Below are 20,550 nucleotides of genomic sequence, written 5' to 3'. Positions count from 1 at the left end.
ATCATGTCGAAGGATGATTAAATATATGCTATAGATCTTAGTATCCAATGATAAGGAATTACTTATGAACGAAATGGATATTTTGTCTTTGTTTTATGATGAAATGATTGCGCGAGGGGTAACCAGAGAACAAGTTTTTTTGAGTATTGAAGAGGATGCAGCAGCAATACTTACCCAGAAATCAGGCAAACCTGTTTCAGTAGAAGAAGCGCAGAAATTAACCGATATTTGCATTGCAAATGAATGGCTTGAACGGACAACGGCAGACCCCTATTATAAATATTTGTCTTTGACAGAAGCCGGTTTGCAAATGCTGCTTTCTACTTTATACAAGTAATTTTAAGTTATTTAATGCCGTTGGATGTTTTCTGGCAATTAATAACTCAAAACATGTCATCCAAGGGTATAATCTTTGGGCAAAACTCGGTAAAATATATCACTTTATTCTTTTTTTATTGTCATTATGCCAAAACGAACCGATATAAAATCTATTCTAATTCTTGGAGCAGGGCCTATTGTGATTGGTCAGGCTTGTGAGTTTGATTATTCAGGTACCCAAGCAGTACGTGCTTTGAAAGAAGAAGGATATCGAGTGATATTAGTCAACTCTAATCCAGCAACCATAATGACTGATCCTGAGCTCGCTGATGCCACCTATATAGAGCCTGTTCAATGGAAAGAAGTTGCTCGTATTATTGAGATAGAGAGGCCAGATGCCCTTTTGCCGACGATGGGAGGACAAACAGCTTTAAATTGCGCCTTGGATTTGGTAAGAGAAGGGGTATTAGCCAAGTACTCGGTTGAAATGATTGGGGCGACGCGTGAAGCCATAGACAGGGCGGAAGATAGAGAAAAATTTCGCCAACTGATGATTAAAATCGGATTGGATATGCCAAGGTCAGCGATTGCTCATAGCCTGGAAGAGGCAATTCAGGTGCAAGCTCGTTTAGGTTTTCCTGCTATCATCAGGCCTTCATTTACCATGGGTGGTAGTGGAGGTGGTATTGCCTATAACCGTGAAGAATTTGAAGAAATTTGTATTAGAGGATTGGAGTTGTCGCCAACTCGCGAGCTTTTGATTGATGAATCGGTTCTGGGCTGGAAAGAATATGAAATGGAAGTTGTCCGGGATAAAAATGATAATTGCATTATTGTTTGTACTATAGAAAATTTTGACCCTATGGGGGTGCATACCGGAGATTCCATTACCGTTGCTCCAGCACAAACATTAACTGATAAAGAATATCAACGGATGCGGGATGCGGCGATTAAAGTATTAAGAGCAGTTGGTGTGGATACGGGTGGGTCTAACGTTCAGTTTGCTATCAATCCTGAAGATGGGCGCATGCTGGTTGTGGAAATGAACCCACGTGTATCTCGAAGCTCGGCTTTGGCATCAAAAGCGACCGGTTTTCCTATTGCCAAGGTCGCAGCAAAATTGGCAGTGGGCTATACCTTGGATGAATTGAAAAACGAAATCACCGGGGGTAAAACACCAGCGTCCTTTGAGCCCAGCATCGATTACGTCGTTACTAAAGTTCCGCGATTTAATTTTGATAAATTTCCACAAACTCCAGATACGCTAACCACTCAAATGAAATCAGTCGGAGAAGTCATGGCGATTGGTTCTAATTTCCAGGAATCATTGCAGAAAGCCATAAGAGGTTTAGAGATTGGACGATGTGGGTTGCATTCGTTGTTTCAAAAAGAGGACATGGCGCGTTTACGTGGGCATTTACGAGAACCCACTCCGGATAGACTTTGGTATATTGCTGATGCGTTTAGGCAAAATTTATCACTTGAGGAAATTTATCTGGAAAGTCGGGTTGATCCATGGTTTCTGGCGCAAATTCAAGAGTTGGTTCTTTTAGAGCGCTCAATCATTGGAAAAACGATTCAGGATCTGGATAAAACCACTTTACACTTGATGAAACACCGAGGTTTTGCTGACGCGTACTTGGCCAAGTTGCTTGGTTGTACTGAAGCACAAGTGCGGGCAAGACGTATTGAATTAGGGGTCTTGCCTGTCTACAAGAGGATTGATTCTTGTGCTGGAGAATTCCCTAGTGATACAGCCTACATGTATTCTTGTTATGAAGGGAGCTGTGAAGCACGTCCTGAAAGTAATAAGAAAAAGATTATGATTCTTGGAGGTGGACCTAATCGAATTGGTCAAGGCATCGAATTTGATTATTGCTGTGTGCATGCTGCCTTATCATTAAGGAGCGCTGGCTATCAAACTATTATGGTGAATTGCAATCCAGAAACGGTTTCCACTGATTTTGATACTTCCGATCGATTATATTTTGAACCTGTTACTTTAGAGGATGTGTTGTCCGTCGTTGCAATTGAGCAGCCTGAGGGCGTTATTGTGCATTATGGGGGGCAGACACCATTAAAACTAGCCCGTGATTTAGAGGCTAATGGCGTAAAAATAATTGGTACTTCATCGGATGCTATTGATATGGCTGAGGACAGAGAACGATTTCAGCAAATGGTGAAAGAATTGAAGCTGCACCAACCCGATAATGGCACTGTTCGCAGCGAAGCAGAAGCCATTGAGTTAGCCAACAAAATTGGTTATCCGCTAGTTGTCAGGCCTTCTTATGTGCTCGGTGGTCGAGCTATGGAAATTGTTTATCAAGAAGAGGATTTACGGCATTACTTGTCGCATGCCGTTGAAGTTTCTAATGATTCTCCTGTTTTGCTTGATAAATTTTTGAATGATGCCATAGAAGTAGATATTGATGCCGTTTGTGATGGCAAAGACGTCTTGATTGGTGCCATCATGGAGCATATCGAACAGGCGGGGATACATTCGGGTGATTCCGCATGTACTTTACCTCCCTTTAGCTTGGGTGTGGTTGTTCAACAGGATTTGATAGAGCAGATTCGAAAAATGGCATTGAAATTAGGCGTGGTGGGCTTGATTAATGCGCAGTTTGCTATTCAAGCGGATGATATTTATGTTTTGGAAGTGAATCCGCGCGCTTCGAGAACTGTACCTTTTGTCTCAAAGGCTACCGGGCTGCCATTAGCTAAAATTGCGGCTCTTTGTAAAGTAGGGATTAGCTTGAAAGATCAAGGATTAAACCAAAACCATCATGTACCTTCTTTCTATTCGATTAAATTGCCGGTTTTTCCCTTTATCAAATTTTCTGGTGTGGATTCAATTCTTGGCCCGGAAATGAAATCAACAGGAGAAGTGATGGGTATTGCCAAGCGGTTTGGACAAGCTTATGCTAAAGCTCAGTTAGGTGCCGGGTGTCATATTGCCAAACGACGACGGGCTTTCGTATCGGTACGTGACGCGGATAAAACACGCGTAGGAGAGATAGCCAAGAGATTGATAGAATTGGGTTTTGAAATTATTGCCACACGGGGTACTGCTTTGGCATTACAAGCTGCCGGCGTAGACTGCAGGAGAGTCTTTAAAGTGGCAGAAGGCAGACCACACGTACTGGATTTTATAAAAAATAATGAAATAGACTTTATTGTAAATACGACTGAGGGCAAACAAGCAATTGCGGATTCCTTTGCTATCAGGCGCAATGCCTTGCAGCATAAGGTGAGCTATACCACGACCTTATCAGGGGCTGAAGCAGCTTGTTTGGCTATGAAGTATGAAGATAGGGAAACTGTAACTCGCTTACAAGATTTACATTAGGGGTAGATATGAGTAAACATCCTATGACAGTTCAAGGTGCAGAAGCACTAAAATCAGAATTGCATCGCTTAAAGTTTGTGGATCGTCCTCGCATTGTAGAAGCAATTGCAACGGCAAGAGCTCATGGTGATTTGAAAGAAAATGCGGAATATCATGCAGCTCGAGAACAGCAAAGTTTTAATGAAGGGCGTATTCAAGAACTTGAAGCGAAGTTGTCTCATGCGCAAATAATTGATATCAGTAAATTACCAAACAATGGTAAAGTGATATTTGGTTCAACTGTTACAATTTGTCATGTAGCTACAGGCTCAGAATTAACCTATAAAATAGTTGGGGAGGATGAAGCCGATATTAAACTGAACAAAATTTCATACAGTTCTCCTATTGCCCGAGCTTTAATTGGCAAAGAACTTGATGACGCTGTCACAGTAGAGACACCTGGCGGTATGGTAGAATATGAAATTATCAAGGTGCAATATCTTGTTGACTGATTTCTGTTACTTTCTTTGATTTTTTAGGGCAACTGTCATTAAAGACAGTTGCCACGCCAAGAAATTTTAAATATTTTTATGGCTGAAATACTTCTTGCTGAATGCCTCCTACAACCCACTCTCCCCTGCTGTTATCAAATTGGCGGAAATGCCAGATTTCATCCAGGTTAGATAGTTCACCATTCTCTTTGATTGTTCCAGTAAATTGTACGCTGGCCATAGTGGATAAGGATTGTTTGGATACATCAAGCAATTTTGCATCCAGGGAAATGACTTCTGTTTGGTTTGGGGCCTCACCACGTTCATCCAGTTGCATTTTAATTTCCGCAAATACTTCAGGAACTGTAAATGCTTGTAAATCTTGCAGATTTTTTTGGTCATAAGCCGCTTGCAAGCGTATAAAAGTTACTTTGGCATCACGAAGAAAATTCTCCTTATCAAAGTTGATTTCTTGCTGAGCAAAATGAGCGCCGCCACTATTTCGGTTTTCGTAGTTTTGAGTGAATTGTTGAAAAGAGTTTTGGCGGAATGTGCCGGATTGAGCTGATTGAAATCCCGGACTCATTTTTCTGCGCAAGAAGCTGATGATAAAGAAAATGGCTGCACCAAGGATTAGCCAGGTGATTAACCCATTTGCCAAACCATTACCCATAAAGAGACTGGCTAATAATCCTCCAACCAGGAGACCTCCTAATACGCCACCCCATCTGTTTTTATTAGCTTTTTGTGCTAATGAAGATTGGTTGTATGTTTTATTGGATGAGAAAAGACTGCTGTGAGAACGTTGAACCCCGAAACTACGCCCACCGCCAAAGCGTTTAGCGGAGGCCTCATTGATAATTAAACCAAAAGACAATAAGGCTATCAGGAAACATGACAATAGAGTACGCATATTAATATCCTCTTTTTTAGAATCAGGCCTATTATATCTGAACTCAAGTGAAGTTGCTTGTTTTCTTAGTTTGAATACAGTTTGTTATTGTCAGGACTTACGAAAAACTCCAATCTCTTTGTTAAAAAATGTTTTTAATTCGGTCATTTAGGGTATCTAAACGCCCTCATTAACAACATTTTTTGCCTTGACCTTGTGGTTTTTCGTAAGTCCTGATTGTTTATTGTGAATGAGAGGTTGTTATTTCAGTAACAGGGATAAACGGTTTACAAAAATAATCACAGCGCCATAGGGAACACGATGCGAAATACCCTCTTAATTATAAAATGGTTTCTACACTTTGAGTAAAAATTAGCTTGTCATTTTATTCGTATGATTTGTTTGCATTTAATTCACCTCTTGATATGATGCAAGAGGGATAATTATAGGGATATATTTTATGAGTAAGTTAATTAATTTAGCTGTATTGTCTTTGTCTTCATCATTAGCTTTTGCAGGCCCTTTGACTTTAAAAGGAGAGGTTGATGTACACATCACGCCAAAAAATCCAAGTGGTATTGCTCAAAGTTTAACATTTAAGCTACCCAAGTACGAATTATCGACCGAAGCAAAATCTTATTTGCGCGAGCAGCTGTCAGAATATCCTAAAAATGGAATAAACACAGCCAATTTTTCTTCTGAATTACCAAGAAAAGTTAAATTGGGAATGCAATTAACACCCGTATTGGATCAGGGATATCATGGTAGTTGTGTCACTTTCGCAGTTACTGCTGCCATCAATGCTGCTCTTGGAGCTGGGGATTACATTAGTCAATTGTGTAATCTGGAGTTAGGAAGTTATTTGGCTATACATGACAAGGCCAAGGCTAGCGGTTGGAATGGTTCTTTTGGGTACTGGGTTCTTCAACAGATTTCTGAATACGGTATTATTAGCCAGAATTATCAAAAATTGAATGGTTGTGCCGGTGTTAGAGAATATCCGTTAGAAGACGAAAACAATGAAGGGAAACCCATGCCCGACTCAGAGTTCTTGGCTCATAGTGTCCCAGTCTCCAATTTAATCAGCTGGGAGGCTTTGTTGAAGGATGAAGAATCCTTTTCAGCTAAAGCGGATATGAATCAAATCGTCTATCAGATCAAGGAGGAGTTAGCGAAAGGTAATCGCTTGACTATCGGTATGTTATTGGATGTGTTTGTTGGAGATGCCGGAGCTGTAGGTACTAACCGTGCTTACCATGACACCTGGATGTTAACACCTGAAATTGTACTGGACGCGATGAATGGAATGATTTACGCCGGGCATGAATTAGTGATCACAGGTTATGATGATGATCTTGAAGTGATGGACGAAGATGGACATATCAATCAAGGCGTTTTCACTTTACGTAACTCCTGGTCTAAATTTGCTGGAGATCAAGGGGATTATTACGTGACCTATGATTATGTTAAATTCCTGGCTATGGAAGTCATGGCAATTCGTATGAAAGAAAAAGCCGCTTAATGGTTGTAGTGTTAAGAACCCTCGGGGCTTGTGCCCGAGGGTTTTATTTTTATCAATCCAATAACAAAAAAATCTAATTACACGTCACATCTTGATTAAGGCAAGTAGTAAAATGGATTGGGAAGCTTAAATCCTTTTTTAGCATACCCCCCTTGGATGTCACTGCATTGATCACCAATACTGGCAATGATGGTGTATCCTTTTTTTTCTATCATTTGTCTTGTTTTTGATTTAAAAGGGATGATCGATGGGGAAGAATAGCCATTAGGTCGCAGATAAAGTCCCGCCCATTTGGTATATCCTGCATTAATTAAATTGGTGCGGGTGGCGTCGCGTTCGGATTCTTGTCTTCCGGTTACAAAAAATACTTTGATACCCCTTTTTAAGGCATTTTTATAAAGTGTCAGCATGGGCTTGATTGCCGGGGAATTGGCGGCAAGTATTTCTTTATGAATTTGCTCTTTGTTACCGGTAAAATCGCGTTTTACCATCTTGTCATAGTTGGACAGGCTGGTTTCATCAATATCAAGTACTATGGCGAGTTTTTGTGGGTGCTTGTTATTTTTATTGATTAAATATTGTTGGTGTATATATTCTTGAGCTAACTTGATGGTTCGTTGCAGTTCGTGATGATACAAGCCAGAGTCGTAATAGTTTTTAATTTCTTTTCTAATTAAACTAAGATTTGGCGGTTCAGCTTGGATTGGAGTGGAAAGAAGCAATAGGAGACAAAGGCTTATTAGAATTTGGGGCAATTTATAGAATTGCTGTTTCATTGTTTACCTACTTTTGTTAACAGAAGCTTGCATTATAAAGCGATAAAATTGTTTGTCAATTGAGCATGTTGTCCTTAACAATGGCAGAGGGGTTCAATATAGGGGTTCTGAAATAGTCAGGATTCACTTCCTACGGTATACTAATCGATTATTATTTTACAATTCGCAGTTAAAATGCATTTGAAGCAATTAAAATTGGCTGGTTTTAAATCATTTGTTGACCCCACCACGGTTCATTTTCCCAGTCGTTTGGTCGCTGTTGTTGGTCCGAATGGATGCGGCAAATCAAATATTATTGATGCAGTTCGTTGGGTTATGGGTGAAAGCTCTGCCAAAAATCTTCGCGGAGAGTCCATGACGGACATTATCTTTAACGGCTCTTCCAATCGCAAACCAGTAGGACAGGCATCAGTAGAATTGGTATTTGATAATAGTTTGGGAAGACTGACTGGTCCTTTTGCCAGTTATGGTGAAATCGCAGTAAAGCGAGTAGTCACTCGGGATGGTGACTCTTTTTATTATTTGAATGGTACTCGATGCAGGCGAAAAGATATTACTGATATTTTTTTAGGCACAGGAGCAGGTGCGCGAAGTTACTCGATTATTGGCCAAGGTACTGTATCTCGATTAATAGAAGCCAAACCGGAGGAGTTAAGAGTTTATTTGGAGGAAGCGGCCGGGGTTTCAAAATACAAAGAACGGCGGAGAGAAACTTTACAACGTATTGAACAAACAAGAGATAATCTGACTCGTGTCGCTGATATTAGAGAAGAATTAGGCAAGCATTTGCAACGTTTGGAGCGACAGGCCAAAGCAGCAAAGCGCTATACTATATTAAAGGAAGAGGAAAAAATTTGCCGAGCTGAGATTCAGGCTCTTAAATGGCAGGAGTACTCAGAAAAACAAACAGTGAAACAGCGGGAATTGCAAGAGTTAGCCATCCGTAATGAGCAGCAACAAAGTTTATTAACTCATTGCCACAAGGACCGCGCTGTTTTAAATGAACAATTACAAGATGCCATTGATCAATCCCAATTAATTCAGGATTCTCTCTATCATTCAGGAACTGAGATAGCGCGTCTTGAAGAAGCGATTCAGCAACAGGAAAGAGAAAAAAAGCGTTTGGAAAATGACAGGCAGCAAATGCAGGTTGATTCTCAACTCATTGAAGAGCAACTTAAGCTGGATAATGAGGAATTGCACAATAGCAAGCTTAGGGCTCAACAGTTAGAAGAGCATTTACATCATTTAAAAATGGAATTCAAAGCGCAGGAATCTCTATGGCAAGAAAAACAAAAGGAACAATCGCAATGGGAGAAAATTTGGCAAGAGGTGCAAATTAAGTCCAATGCTATTAAAAATGAATACCAACTCACTCAAGCCAAACTACAACATTTAGAACAGAAACGTCATCAAGTCCTGGTAAGGTTGGAAAAATTGAATTTGGAACAATCAGCCATCTCGCTTGACGATTTAAAAAAATGTAAAAATGAATTGCAAGAAAAGCATTTCCAATTGAAAGAAACACAGGAGTTTGATGAAGAACAGCTCAGGCAAGCGAATGAGGCTCAATCGGATTTGCACGATCAATTACAAAATATTGAGCAACAATTACATGCATTGCAAGATGAGTTTCATCGTTTAAACAGTGAACTGGCGGCATTAAAAGCTGCTCAAATCGCAGCAAAAAAAGAAAATCGGCCTAATAAGGACGGAATTACAGAATGGTCAGATAAGCCAAGATTAATGGATATTTTAAAGGTCGAACCTCAATGGCAATCTTCTTGTGAAATGGTATTAGGAGACGATCTAATCGCTTATGTATTCGATGATTTTGCCGAGTTATGGTCTCAGTGGCAGTATTTCCAAGATCATAAAGAGAGCGTAGTGACGATGAGAGCTCTCGATCGGCAACAACAAGAACGGCCAAGGTTAGCTGATAAAGTTCAAGGTCTGGTTCCCTCAACAGTGAATCATCTTGAGCATATTTATGCTGCGGAGAATCTTGATGAGGCGAAGGCTTGGCTTCCTGATTTATTGGCCCATGAATCAATTGTTACCGTCAATGGTATTTGGCTAGGTAAAGGGTGGATAAAATTACCTCGCCAAACAGAACAAGATGAGGTGGGAGTTCTTGCCAGACAGCAAAGGATTATCGAGTTGAGTTTCAGTGTGGAATCTTTACAACAAGAAATTGAATCCATCCGTTTGGCAAGAGATAGTTATAAAGCCCGACTACAGGAAAATTTGAACTTTATAAAGCTGCATCAATTAAATTTAAATGCCAGTAATGAGGCGCTACGTAATCATATCATTGCAATAAATAGTCAGGAACAAGCCATTTTTCACGCTGAAAAACAGAAGGATGCTATCACTAACGAGATAATAGAGTTGGAGTCGTCGCTGGAAGAACTAAACGCAGAACAACTGGGAATGGCTGAGAAAATAAGAGAGCTGGAAGGCCAATATCAGGCTTCTGAGTTACAATTTAAGCAATTTATAAATGAAAAAGAGGCATGGAATACAGTTCTCGTTGAACAAAATAAGCAAGTAGAGAGTGTCCGTGCTTTATTGCATCAAAGTGAATTGGAGTATGATAGGGAAGTTACTAAGATACAGCAAATAACTGACAGGATTGGTAGAGAAAAAGAGCGGCTGCAACGGGCACAGATACGTTTAGAAGAGTTAACTCAACATTATTTGCAATCAGTAGCGCCAGAAGCCGGACTTAAAAATCAATTGGCAGCATCGTTGATAAAACATGGTGAAATTGAGTCATTGTTGACTTTGAGCCGAGAGAAAGTATCTCAGCTTAAGTTGCAACTTGAAGACCAAGAGAAATTAATTTTAAACTATGATCAGGAAGTGAAACGGATTCAGGAAATCATGAATCAAATCCAAATGGAAAAACAGGCTCTATCCGTTCGTGCAAGTTCAATTCAGGAAACTCTGGATGAGACTAATTTACAAGCACAGTCTTTATTAGAGAGAATTCCATCTGGAGTAACGCAAAGCATGAAAGAAGATGAATTGCTCGCGATTTCGGAGAAGATTAAAAGGTTAGGCGCTATCAACCTGGCAGCCATAGAAGAATTTGCTAGCGAACAGCAGCGCAAAGTGTACCTGGATGAGCAATATAATGATTTGAGCCAAGCTTTAGCTACTTTGGAAACTGCCATTGAAAAGATGGATAATGAAACGAAATCACGTCTTGAAAATACATTTGATGAGGTGAATACTTCTTTCAAGGCGCTTTTTCCAAGATTATTTGGTGGTGGTCGAGCCCAGCTCGAATTGACTTGTGATAATCTGTTAGAAGCTGGGATTGTAGTAATGGCACAGCCACCTGGAAAACGAAATAGTTCTATTCATCTATTATCTGGTGGTGAAAAGGCAATGACCGCTGTCGCTTTGGTGTTTGCGATTTTTCAGCTAAATCCTTCACCATTTTGTATGTTAGATGAAGTGGATGCACCTTTAGATGACTTAAATGTAAGTCGGTTTTGCGATTTAGTGAAAGAGATGTCACAATTCATACAATTCCTGTTTATTACTCATAATAAGGTAACTATGGAATTGGCTGATCATTTAGTAGGGGTGACCATGCGTGAGCCGGGAGTGTCTCGTTTGGTTGCGGTTGATGTGAAACAAGCTTTGACTATGGAGTAAACTTATGCAGGCAAATTGGAGCTTAATTCTTAATGTCCTGTTGTTAATTGGCGTTCTAGTGGCTATTGGCCGTTTAATGAAGACTAGAAGACAGAGCTTAAATCAAGAACACTATCAACCTTCTCTTGGCCAAGCTGAAAATAGTTCCTATGGCTCTCAATCATATAATGATGAAATTATCGCTGTGCGAAAGGTCAATAGGGAGGCTCCTTTGGATTTTGAAAATTTTGATGGTTCAGAAAAGCGACAATCAATAAGAAAGCCAACTGTAAAAACAGCCCAACCTCAATTGATTCCTGAGGAAGAGGAGTTGGAATCCAATGAAAGAACAGAATCCTCCGATAGTGACTGCTCGTCTTCGACAGTAATGGTGTTTCTGTTGGCCAAAGAAAATCGGCAATTTGCCGGCTATGAATTATTGCAAACTGTTTTAGCAGCCGGTTTGAGATTTGGAGAGAGGCACTTGTTTCATAGGCATCAATTGTCGAATGGACAAGGCCCTGTGCTTTGCAGTTTAGCTGCAGCTACAGCAACGGGTGTTTTTGATTTACAAAATATTGGTGCTTTTAGCGTAAGAGGATTATGTCTGTTCATGCAAATATCAAATAACCCTGATATCGATGCAGAACGTTTTTCTATTATGCTAGATACCGCCAAGCTATTAAGTGAAGGGCTGGATGCTTATTTGCTGGATGACCAACGAAAACCTCTGACGGAAGAGCGTATTGCACGGTATCATCGATACTTGAAAATTGAGCATTTGATGGATGATTATGTAACAAACTAATGTCAAAGCCATAGCCCAGAATCATTGAGCTATCAAGTGATCATGTTTCCATTATAGGGCTTCGCACCTTGCGAAGCCCTGCGCCTACTGTGTTCATCGAGTGTCGGATTACTTGCAAGCGGGATTATAATAAACTTAAAATTCTTGACTTTTTAGTTATATTCTTATTTATCTTCCCTCTAACCATCTTGAACTGTGAGTGTGAGTGTTAGTACACTAGTCTTTTAGACATCACAAAATACTATGAACCTAATTACAATTGCTTCACTTCTTTCTCAGTCTTGTCAGATTAATACCGATATTACTGGTGTTAGTATAGATACCCGCACATTAAAGCCAGGGAATTTATTTTTTGCGATAGTGGGGGAACGCTTCGATGGTCATGATTATGTTAAAGAAGCCGAGGCTAAAGGCGCCTTAGCTGTGGTGGTTAATCGCTCGATTGAAGGCGTTCATATTCCCCAATTTGTTGTTGCCAGTCCTTTAATGGCTTTAGCCAAAATTGCCGCGGCACATCGCCAAGAAATGAGTTGCCCTATCATTGCTTTAACAGGATCGAATGGAAAAACCACTGTCAAAGAGATGATAGCGGCCATTTTACCCCAGCCATCACACGCTACGAAAGGCAATTTAAATAATCACATAGGAGTTCCGTTAAGCGTGTTGGCTTTAAATAAGCAGCATCGCTACGCTGTTTTTGAATTGGGAGCCAACCATCCAGGAGAAATAGCTCATACTGTAGGAATAGTGCAGCCTGATGTGTCGTTAATTAATAATATTGCTCCTGCACATGTCGAAGGATTTGGATCAATAGACGGAGTAGCTCGTTCCAAAGGTGAAATCCATCAAGGTTTATCCCCAACTGGGGTCGCTATAGTCAATGATGATGATGCCTACTCTCATTTTTGGGATGATTTGCTTGCTGATAAAAAAATATTACGTTTTTCCTCAATTCATCCTGCAGATATTTATGCTCAGGATATACGCATGGATACACATGGAAGAGCTCATTTTATACTGATTTTACCCAATGGCAGAGTGGAGATCGAGTTACAAGTACCAGGGTTGCATAATGTGCGAAATGCATTGGCCGCCGCAGCTTGTTGCTATGCGGTAGGGATACCAGGCAATGACATTCAAAGGGGACTGGCTCATTTTGGTGGTGTAAAAGGCCGGATGACGATGTTGTCAGGGCAAAATCAGTCAACAGTCATTGATGATACATATAATGCTAATTTACGCTCTGTCTTAACGGCTTTGGAAGTATTATCTGAACGTCCAGGAAGAAAAATCTTTGTATTCGGTGATATGGGAGAGTTAGGCGAATGGACGACACAACATCACAGAGAAGTTGGCCTGGCTGCTCGTCAGCTAGGGATAGACAAGTTGATGAGTTGCGGTTCACACAGTGAACTGGCATCCCAAGCGTTTGGTGAGGGAGGTCAGCATTTTTGCAGCCAGGAAGAGTTGATTGAAGTGGTGAAAAATGATTTAAAACCTGGTACCACGGTATTGGTAAAAGGGTCTCGTTCCAGTGCTATGGAAAATGTTGTGCATCAGTTGGTTCAGGCAGAGGGTTAACCTCTTCATTGAATCGACAGGAATGTGGTATGCTTGGCCACTTTTTTGCCCTATTAAAGGAATTATGCTCAATACCATTTATTGAGCATAATTCTAAGAACAAGAGGAATAATTATGCTCTATTGGTTAACGCAGCTATTGCAGGGACAATATCATGCGTTTAGAGTTTTTCAATATTTGACATTCAGGTCTATTTTAGCCTCATTAACCGCGCTTATAGTGGGCTTATTATGCGGCCCATTAATGATCCGCTGGTTAAGAGGACTTCAAATAGGTCAAATGGTTAGAAATGATGGTCCCCAAACCCATTTATCAAAAGCGGGAACTCCCACTATGGGTGGCGTTTTGATTTTGTTGGCTATCACGGTGAGCTGCCTGCTTTGGTGCGATTTAAGACAAACAAGCTTGTGGCTGGTGCTCTTGGTTACTTTGGCGAATGGTTTGGTTGGTTGGGTTGATGATTATCGCAAGTTGGTATTAAAGAACAGCAAAGGCTTGCCTGGCCGGTGGAAATATTTTTGGCAGTCAGTTATTGCTTTAATTGCTGTCTCTTATTTGTACTGGAATGCCAGTTTGCCAGTTCATACTCAGCTCACAGTTCCTTTTTTTAAAACGGTCACTTGTGATTTAGGTATTTTTTTTCCAGTGCTTGCCTATTTCGTTATCGTCGGAAGCAGTAATGCGGTTAATTTAACTGATGGCCTGGATGGCTTGGCTATCATGCCAATAGTGATGGTAGCTGGTGCCTTGGGTGTGTTTGCCTATGCATCGAGTAACGCAGTATACTCTAATTATTTAGGAATCCCTTATGTGCCCAATACTGGTGAGCTAACGATTTTTTGTTCTTCTATTGTTGGTGCCGGTCTGGGGTTTCTTTGGTATAACAGTTATCCCGCCCAAGTCTTCATGGGTGATGTAGGTTCTTTGGCGTTAGGTGCCGCTTTAGGAATCGTTGCGGTAGTTGTTAGGCAAGAGCTTGTTTTGCTTATTATGGGTGGACTATTTGTAATTGAAACACTTTCTGTCATATTACAAGTGGGTTATTTTAAATATTCAGGCGGAAAAAGATTATTCAGGATGGCGCCATTACATCACCATTTTGAATTAAAGGGGTGGTCAGAACCTAAAGTGATAGTGAGGTTTTGGATTATTACGGTTGTGTTTGTGTTATGCGGATTGGCTACTTTAAAACTTCGATAGACAAGGTGCATTCATGAATCATTCCTTATATTTGGTAGCAGGGTTAGGTAAGACGGGACTCTCTATAGCAAGGTACCTGAAGAGAAATAATAAATCCTTTGTTGTTTTTGATACACGTAAGGAGGCGCCTGGATTAGCTGAATTTCAAAATGAATTTCCTGATGTATCTATTTATTTACAACAGACTCCAGATGAAATAATCAACCAGGTAACGGATGTCATCACTAGCCCCGGGTTGGCACTGGACACCCCTGTTTTAGAGAGAGCACGTCAAGCAGGCGCATCAATTTATGGAGACATAGAATGCCTGGCCAGAGAGATTAGTGCCCCCGTAATTGCGATAACAGGAACTAATGGCAAATCCACCGTAACGACTTTGGTGGGGGAAATGGCTAAGGCGGCTGGGTTCCGTGTCGCTGTGGCCGGAAACATAGGTACTCCTGTTTTAGATATGCTGGCTGATGAACATCACTATGATTTGTGGGTATTGGAGTTATCCAGTTTTCAATTGGATTTAACTTATTCCTTGTCGCCGGTGGTTGCAACGATTCTTAATGTAACGCCTGATCATTTGGACAGGCATCATACAATGGAAGCCTACACGCAGGCAAAACAGAGAGTCTATCGTGGAGCTAAGACTGCTTTATTTAATCGAGAAGATGCCGGCACAATTCCTCAACAATCCTGTCAAGCGGATATGAAATGTATCTCTTTTGGCAAAGATGTACCTTCAATAGGAAATTGGGGCTTGATTGAACAAGAGAACACTACTTATCTGGCGAAAGGAATAGAACGTCTTTTGCCTGTTGAGTCGATTTTAATAAAAGGGGTACATAATTGGATGAATGCCCTTGCAGCTTGTGCTTTAGCCGAAGCAGCAGGAATCCCAATGCAATATATTCTTAATGTTTTAAAAACCTTTTCTGGATTACCACATCGTTGTCAATGGGTAAGAGAAGTGGATGGAGTAGGTTGGATTAATGATTCGAAAGGAACAAATATTGGTGCTACAATCTCTGCTATTAATGGAATAGGAGGTTCTATGCAAGGGAAAATTGTTCTTATTGCGGGTGGACAGGGAAAAGGAGCGGATTTTCAAGAGTTAGCTCAACCAGTTTCAGAATTTGTTCGTTCCATTGTTTTGATTGGTGAAGATGCTGACAAGATTGAATCGGCTTTAGCCAAAGTAGTCCCTGTAGTGCGCGCTTCTTCTCTGGAGGGCGCTGTGACTATTGCCAAAACATGTGCAAAACCAGGAGATGTCGTTTTGTTATCTCCAGCTTGCGCCAGTTTGGATATGTTCCGTGATTTTAATCATAGAGGCGATGTGTTTACATCCTCAGTGCGTGGATTGTGAACACGATGCGACCCAGGCATTTAAATCAAAGAGGCAAACCCGTCAGTAGACCGATATCGCTTTATGATAAATGGCTGATAGGAGCTGTTTTTGGTTTGCTGATAATTGGTCTAATGATGGTGGCATCAAGCTCTGTTATGATTTCTACAAAGTACTTTCATCAGCCTTTTCATTTTCTGATTCGCCAGGCTTGTTATTTATTTGTGGGACTCTTGCTGGCCTTAATTGTGGTTCGGACAGACAGCAGTTTTTGGGAAAAAATAAGCATGCCCATGATGATTGCTTGTGTGTTTTTATTACTCATTGTTTTAATCCCGGGTATTGGTAAATCAGTAAATGGCAGTCGGCGTTGGTTAGCTATAGGACCGATTGGTGTGCAAGTATCAGAATTAACGAAACTTGCAATGATATTCTATCTTTCCGGATATTTGGTTCGCCAACAAGAAGCAGTTTGTGAAAGCATTTTTGGATTCATTAAACCCATGGCAATACTGGCTGTTGTTTCAGTTTTATTACTGCTCGAGCCAGATTTTGGAGCCACAGTTGTCATTTCTGGCACAGTAATGGCTATGCTGTTTTTGGCTGGAGTCAAATTAAGATACTATTTTGGTTTAATGCTGGTTGTAGTGACAGCACTTGCTTTATTGGCAGTATCTTCCCCCTATAGGGTTGCTCGCTTAACAGCTTTTTTGGATCCATGGGCAGATCAATACAACAGTGGTTATCAATTGACTCAGTCATTGATTGCTTTTGGACGAGGTGGCTGGTTTGGTACCGGATTAGGTGAAAGTATACAGAAATTACTCTACTTACCTGAGGCACATACTGATTTTTTATTTGCCGTGATTGCTGAAGAACTAGGGTTATTTGGAATTTTAGTTGTAATCACATTGTATAGTATACTGGTTGTAAGAGGATTAAACATAGGATACACCGCCTATACCCAAGAAAGGTATTTTGCATCCTATACAGCTTATGGCTTGACTATTTGGTTAGCTTTACAGGCCTCCATTAATATGGGGGTTAATGCCGGACTGTTACCAACCAAGGGGTTAACTCTGCCTTTACTCAGTTATGGTGGAGCCAGTATGGTAATTAACTGTATTGTTATTGCACTGTTATTGCGCATAGATCATGAAAATCGTTGGCAGTCTCTTGGATTGAGACCACTGACGGCTTAAGGGGGAATATTGAATAACTCAGAGCAATTTTTATCTCCGCGAATGGGGCGTGTAGAGCAAATTCATTTTGTTGGTATTGGTGGTGCTGGTATGTGTGGTATTGCCGAAGTATTGCATAACCAGGGCTACCGTATTACTGGTTCTGATATCGGTGAAAGTGGCACAGTACAACGTTTAAGGTCATTAGGTATCCAAGTTTATATTGGTCACAGGGTGGAAAACATTAAAGGCGCTGATGTTGTAGTAAGATCTTCAGCTGTTGATTTTAATAACCCTGAGATTTTGGCTGCTCGCGAATTAATGATTCCAGTGATTCCAAGGGCTGCCATGCTTGCTGAGCTCATGCGATTTAGGCATGGTATCGCAATTGCCGGTACTCATGGGAAAACGACAACAACGAGCTTGGTCAGTAGTTTGCTTGCTGAAGGTGGTTTGGATCCCAGTTTTGTTATTGGTGGAAAATTGAATAGTTGTGGTGCCAATGCACAACTTGGAAAGTCGGCTTATTTTGTTGTAGAGGCTGATGAGAGCGATGCTTCATTTTTGTTTTTGAAGCCTATGATGGCAGTAGTGACTAATATTGATGCTGATCATATGGATACTTATGAAGGTGATTTTGAAAAACTAAGAACAACATTTCTGGAGTTTTTACATCATTTGCCCTTTTATGGATTGGCAGTGGTTTGTTTGGAAGATGAGGAAATCTGTCGCATCCTCCCGGCCATTCAAAGACCAACCTTAACTTATGGTTTTAAAGAAGAGGTTCATTATCGGGCAATTAATTGGACTCAAAAGGGCATGCTGAGTGAGTTTGTAGTAGTCCGGCCTGCCCCACATAAACAATTAACAATACAATTTCAATATCCGGGTCGCCACAATGTATTAAATGCATTAGCTTCTATAGCAATTGCCACCGAGTTGGGAGTTGATGACGATTCTATTGTTCGTGGGTTACAAAAATTTCAAGGGGTAGGACGCCGCTTTCAAATGCTTGGTGAAAAACAGTTCGAAAAAGGCGCGGCAATTATTGTGGATGATTATGGACATCATCCACAGGAAATTTTATCCACAATTGATGCTTTTAGACGTGTTTGGCCCGAGAGGCGGTTGGTTCATGTGTTTCAACCCCATCGTTATACCAGAACACAGTCCTTGCATCGGCAATTTGTCGATGTTTTAAGTTTATCTGATGAGTTATTATTGATGGATATCTATGCGGCGGGAGAAACAGCTATACCAGGCGTTACTAGTGAAAATCTGGCTAATGAAATACGATCCAGAGATAAACGAGTGACTATAGTGAGCGAGCAATCGTTGAAGGCCACATTAGATGAATTTATAAAAGATGGCGACGTTATTTTGATGCAGGGAGCTGGAAGCATCGGCCAAATGGCAGTGAACCTGATGAAAAACGCGTGAGAATGAACATGAGCATAACGGGAATGGATAGCAGTCTTGTAACAGAGTGTCAGGGCACTTTGCTTTTCAATGAGCCTTTGGCTGAGTATACTACCTGGCGAGTTGGAGGTCCTGCAGCAAGACTCTATAAACCAGCAAATACAGCTGATTTAGCTTTGTTTTTAAGTCAGCTGCCCTCTGATGAGCCATTATTATGGTTAGGTTTAGGCTCTAATTCTCTAATTCGCGATGGTGGTTTTTCTGGTACCGTAATTCTCACTCAGGGCTGTTTAAAAGAAATGACCCTGTTGAACGATAAATGTATTCGGGTTGAGGCTGGAGTATCTTGTGCGAGTATGGCTCGTTTTTCTGCGCGCAATAATCTGTCAGGAGGAGAGTTTTGGGCAGGTATCCCTGGTACTATGGGTGGTGCTCTGCGAATGAATGCCGGTTGTCATGGAGGTGAAACCTGGCAATCAGTTATTGAAGTACAAACGATAAATCGCCGAGGTGAGATTAGAACCCGTAAACCAGACGAATTCGAAGTGGCTTATCGCCATGTTGCTGGTTTGGGGGATGAATGGTTTATCTCCGCTACGCTTCAGTTAACTCCGGGTAATAAAGAAACTTCCTTACAATTAATCAAGGATTTATTGACCCATAGAGCCAATACCCAACCAACTAATGAATATAATTGTGGGTCAGTGTTTAGAAATCCTCCTGGAGATTTTGCAGCGCGACTCATTGAATCTTGTGGTCTTAAGGGGGTAAGCATTGGAGGGGCAGTTGTTTCTGAGAAACATGCCAATTTTATTATCAATCATCAAGGTACTGCTACGGCAGCTAATATTGAAGCCTTGATTCATTTAGTGCAAACTAAAGTTCGAGAGCAAACATCTATCGAGTTGATGCGCGAAGTACATATCATTGGAGACGCTAATGTCCAAATCCGTTAATTTGGTTTTACTTTATGGTGGAAAATCAGGCGAGCATGAAGTGTCATTGGTTTCAGCCGCATCGGTTTTGAAGCACCTGGATTCCGAGAAATATCATATTATACCCATTGCAATGGATAAAAGTGGTCGATTTCATCGGCATGATTATAATGATTTGCTCACCTGTTCTGATAAATTACCTGTTGTTACTGAAAAATCAACCCCATTGGAAAGCTTATTAATTAATGGACGTTTGGTAGTTGATGCTGAAATTGTTTTTCCAGTGGTTCATGGCCCTTTGTATGAGGACGGATGTTTACAAGGTTTACTTGAGTTAGCCGGTGTTGCCTATGTAGGATGTGATGTATTGTCCTCTGCTATCGGAATGGACAAGGATATGGCAAGGCGACTGGCCTGTATTAATGGTCTCAAATCAGCAAGATATAAATTATTATCATGGCATACCAATGCGTCTGAAAGGCAACAATTTTGCCAGGAAGTCGCTTCAGAGTTTGGTTGGCCCTTGTTCGTTAAACCATGCTCATTAGGTTCCAGTGTGGGAATTCACAAAGCAAATAATATGGACGAGCTAAACGCAGCGGTTGCTGATGCATTACGCTATGATGAAGAAATTCTGGTTGAAGAATTTATTGTCGGAAGAGAAATCGAGCTGGCAGTGTTGGAGAACAGTATTCCTTGCGGGAAACCAAGAGTAAGTATGGTGGGTGAGATAAAAGTAAACCATCCTGACGGTTATTATTCTTATACTGCAAAATATTTGGAAAGCAATCAAACGGATTTGATTATTCCAGCTCAATTAAATAATAATCTGGAAAAGCAATTAAAGCAGGCTGCAGCGGATATTTTTAGTTATCTTAAATGTAAAGGCATGGCTAGAGTAGATTTTTTTGTAAATGATAAAACAGAAGAAATTTACTTTAATGAAATCAATACATTACCTGGATTTACCTCCATAAGTATGTATCCCAAATTGTGGCAGGCAACTGGTATCGCCTATTCTGATTTACTTGATGAACTGATTCATTTAGCAATGATTCATCATAACTGTCGTCAACATTTGGTGACAAATTACTTGTGAATGGGAATACTAAAAT

At 40.7% G+C, this 20,550-nt stretch carries 15 protein-coding genes; 13 read left to right on the top strand and 2 right to left on the bottom strand.

The features are described from left to right. The first annotated feature begins 64 nt into the window (after positions 1-64). From EL201_RS13635 to greA, 3 genes are all read left to right on the top strand, one after another. On the top strand, positions 65-337 hold the full coding sequence (locus EL201_RS13635) for a hypothetical protein (RefSeq protein ID WP_027222779.1): 273 nt from the start codon (positions 65-67) through the stop codon (positions 335-337). 126 nt (positions 338-463) lie between these two features. Beyond that, positions 464-3,667: a carbamoyl-phosphate synthase large subunit gene (gene carB / locus EL201_RS13630; RefSeq protein ID WP_027222778.1), complete on the top strand. Its 3,204-nt coding sequence runs from the start codon at positions 464-466 to the stop codon at positions 3,665-3,667. A gap of 8 nt (positions 3,668-3,675) precedes the next feature. Further along, complete coding sequence (greA, locus tag EL201_RS13625; RefSeq protein ID WP_027222777.1) at positions 3,676-4,158, top strand: transcription elongation factor GreA; 483 nt, start codon at positions 3,676-3,678, stop codon at positions 4,156-4,158. 76 nt (positions 4,159-4,234) lie between these two features. Here greA and EL201_RS13620 read toward each other — a convergent pair whose 3' ends face one another. Then, positions 4,235-5,050: a Tim44 domain-containing protein gene (locus EL201_RS13620; protein ID WP_027222776.1), complete on the bottom strand. Its 816-nt coding sequence runs from the start codon at positions 5,048-5,050 to the stop codon at positions 4,235-4,237. Positions 5,051-5,489: 439 nt separating this feature from the next. Between EL201_RS13620 and EL201_RS13615 the strand changes: the two genes are divergently transcribed. Further along, the gene (locus EL201_RS13615; protein ID WP_027222775.1) at positions 5,490-6,551 is read left to right on the top strand and encodes a C1 family peptidase; all 1,062 of its coding nucleotides are present in this window, start codon (positions 5,490-5,492) and stop codon (positions 6,549-6,551) included. 95 nt (positions 6,552-6,646) lie between these two features. On the opposite strand, the gene EL201_RS13610 is transcribed toward EL201_RS13615, so the two are convergent. Next, positions 6,647-7,327: an HAD family acid phosphatase gene (locus EL201_RS13610; RefSeq protein WP_027222774.1), complete on the bottom strand. Its 681-nt coding sequence runs from the start codon at positions 7,325-7,327 to the stop codon at positions 6,647-6,649. A 174-nt stretch (positions 7,328-7,501) separates the two neighbouring features. Between EL201_RS13610 and smc the strand changes: the two genes are divergently transcribed. The 9 genes from smc (at position 7,502) to EL201_RS13565 (ending at position 20,534) form a co-directional block, all read left to right on the top strand. Continuing rightward, a complete protein-coding gene (gene smc / locus EL201_RS13605; RefSeq protein ID WP_027222773.1) occupies positions 7,502-10,996 on the top strand; it encodes a chromosome segregation protein SMC in 3,495 nt (1,164 codons plus the stop codon). Positions 10,997-11,000: 4 nt separating this feature from the next. Further along, a complete protein-coding gene (locus EL201_RS13600; RefSeq protein ID WP_027222772.1) occupies positions 11,001-11,783 on the top strand; it encodes a cell division protein ZipA C-terminal FtsZ-binding domain-containing protein in 783 nt (260 codons plus the stop codon). A 243-nt stretch (positions 11,784-12,026) separates the two neighbouring features. Then, complete coding sequence (locus EL201_RS13595; protein WP_027222771.1) at positions 12,027-13,364, top strand: UDP-N-acetylmuramoyl-tripeptide--D-alanyl-D-alanine ligase; 1,338 nt, start codon at positions 12,027-12,029, stop codon at positions 13,362-13,364. 114 nt (positions 13,365-13,478) lie between these two features. Further along, positions 13,479-14,564: a phospho-N-acetylmuramoyl-pentapeptide-transferase gene (gene mraY / locus EL201_RS13590; protein WP_027222770.1), complete on the top strand. Its 1,086-nt coding sequence runs from the start codon at positions 13,479-13,481 to the stop codon at positions 14,562-14,564. 13 nt (positions 14,565-14,577) lie between these two features. Further along, positions 14,578-15,921, top strand: a complete 1,344-nt coding sequence (gene murD, locus EL201_RS13585) for a UDP-N-acetylmuramoyl-L-alanine--D-glutamate ligase (RefSeq protein WP_027222769.1) — start codon at positions 14,578-14,580, stop codon at positions 15,919-15,921. Between the two features lie 5 nt (positions 15,922-15,926). After that, complete coding sequence (gene ftsW / locus EL201_RS13580; RefSeq protein ID WP_027222768.1) at positions 15,927-17,102, top strand: putative lipid II flippase FtsW; 1,176 nt, start codon at positions 15,927-15,929, stop codon at positions 17,100-17,102. Between the two features lie 9 nt (positions 17,103-17,111). Then, a complete protein-coding gene (gene murC, locus EL201_RS13575) occupies positions 17,112-18,521 on the top strand; it encodes a UDP-N-acetylmuramate--L-alanine ligase (RefSeq protein ID WP_027222767.1) in 1,410 nt (469 codons plus the stop codon). Positions 18,522-18,529: 8 nt separating this feature from the next. Continuing rightward, positions 18,530-19,456, top strand: a complete 927-nt coding sequence (gene murB, locus EL201_RS13570) for a UDP-N-acetylmuramate dehydrogenase (RefSeq protein ID WP_027222766.1) — start codon at positions 18,530-18,532, stop codon at positions 19,454-19,456. Beyond that, positions 19,440-20,534, top strand: a complete 1,095-nt coding sequence (locus EL201_RS13565) for a D-alanine--D-alanine ligase family protein (RefSeq protein WP_027222765.1) — start codon at positions 19,440-19,442, stop codon at positions 20,532-20,534. The genes murB and EL201_RS13565 overlap by 17 nt, the downstream gene beginning before the upstream one ends. The last annotated feature ends 16 nt before the right edge of the window (positions 20,535-20,550 follow it).

The organism is Legionella pneumophila subsp. pascullei, assembly GCF_900637585.1.
GTDB lineage: Bacteria > Pseudomonadota > Gammaproteobacteria > Legionellales > Legionellaceae > Legionella > Legionella pascullei.
Note: the sequence above shows the minus strand (reverse complement) of the source record. Positions and strands in the feature narration are given on the sequence as shown.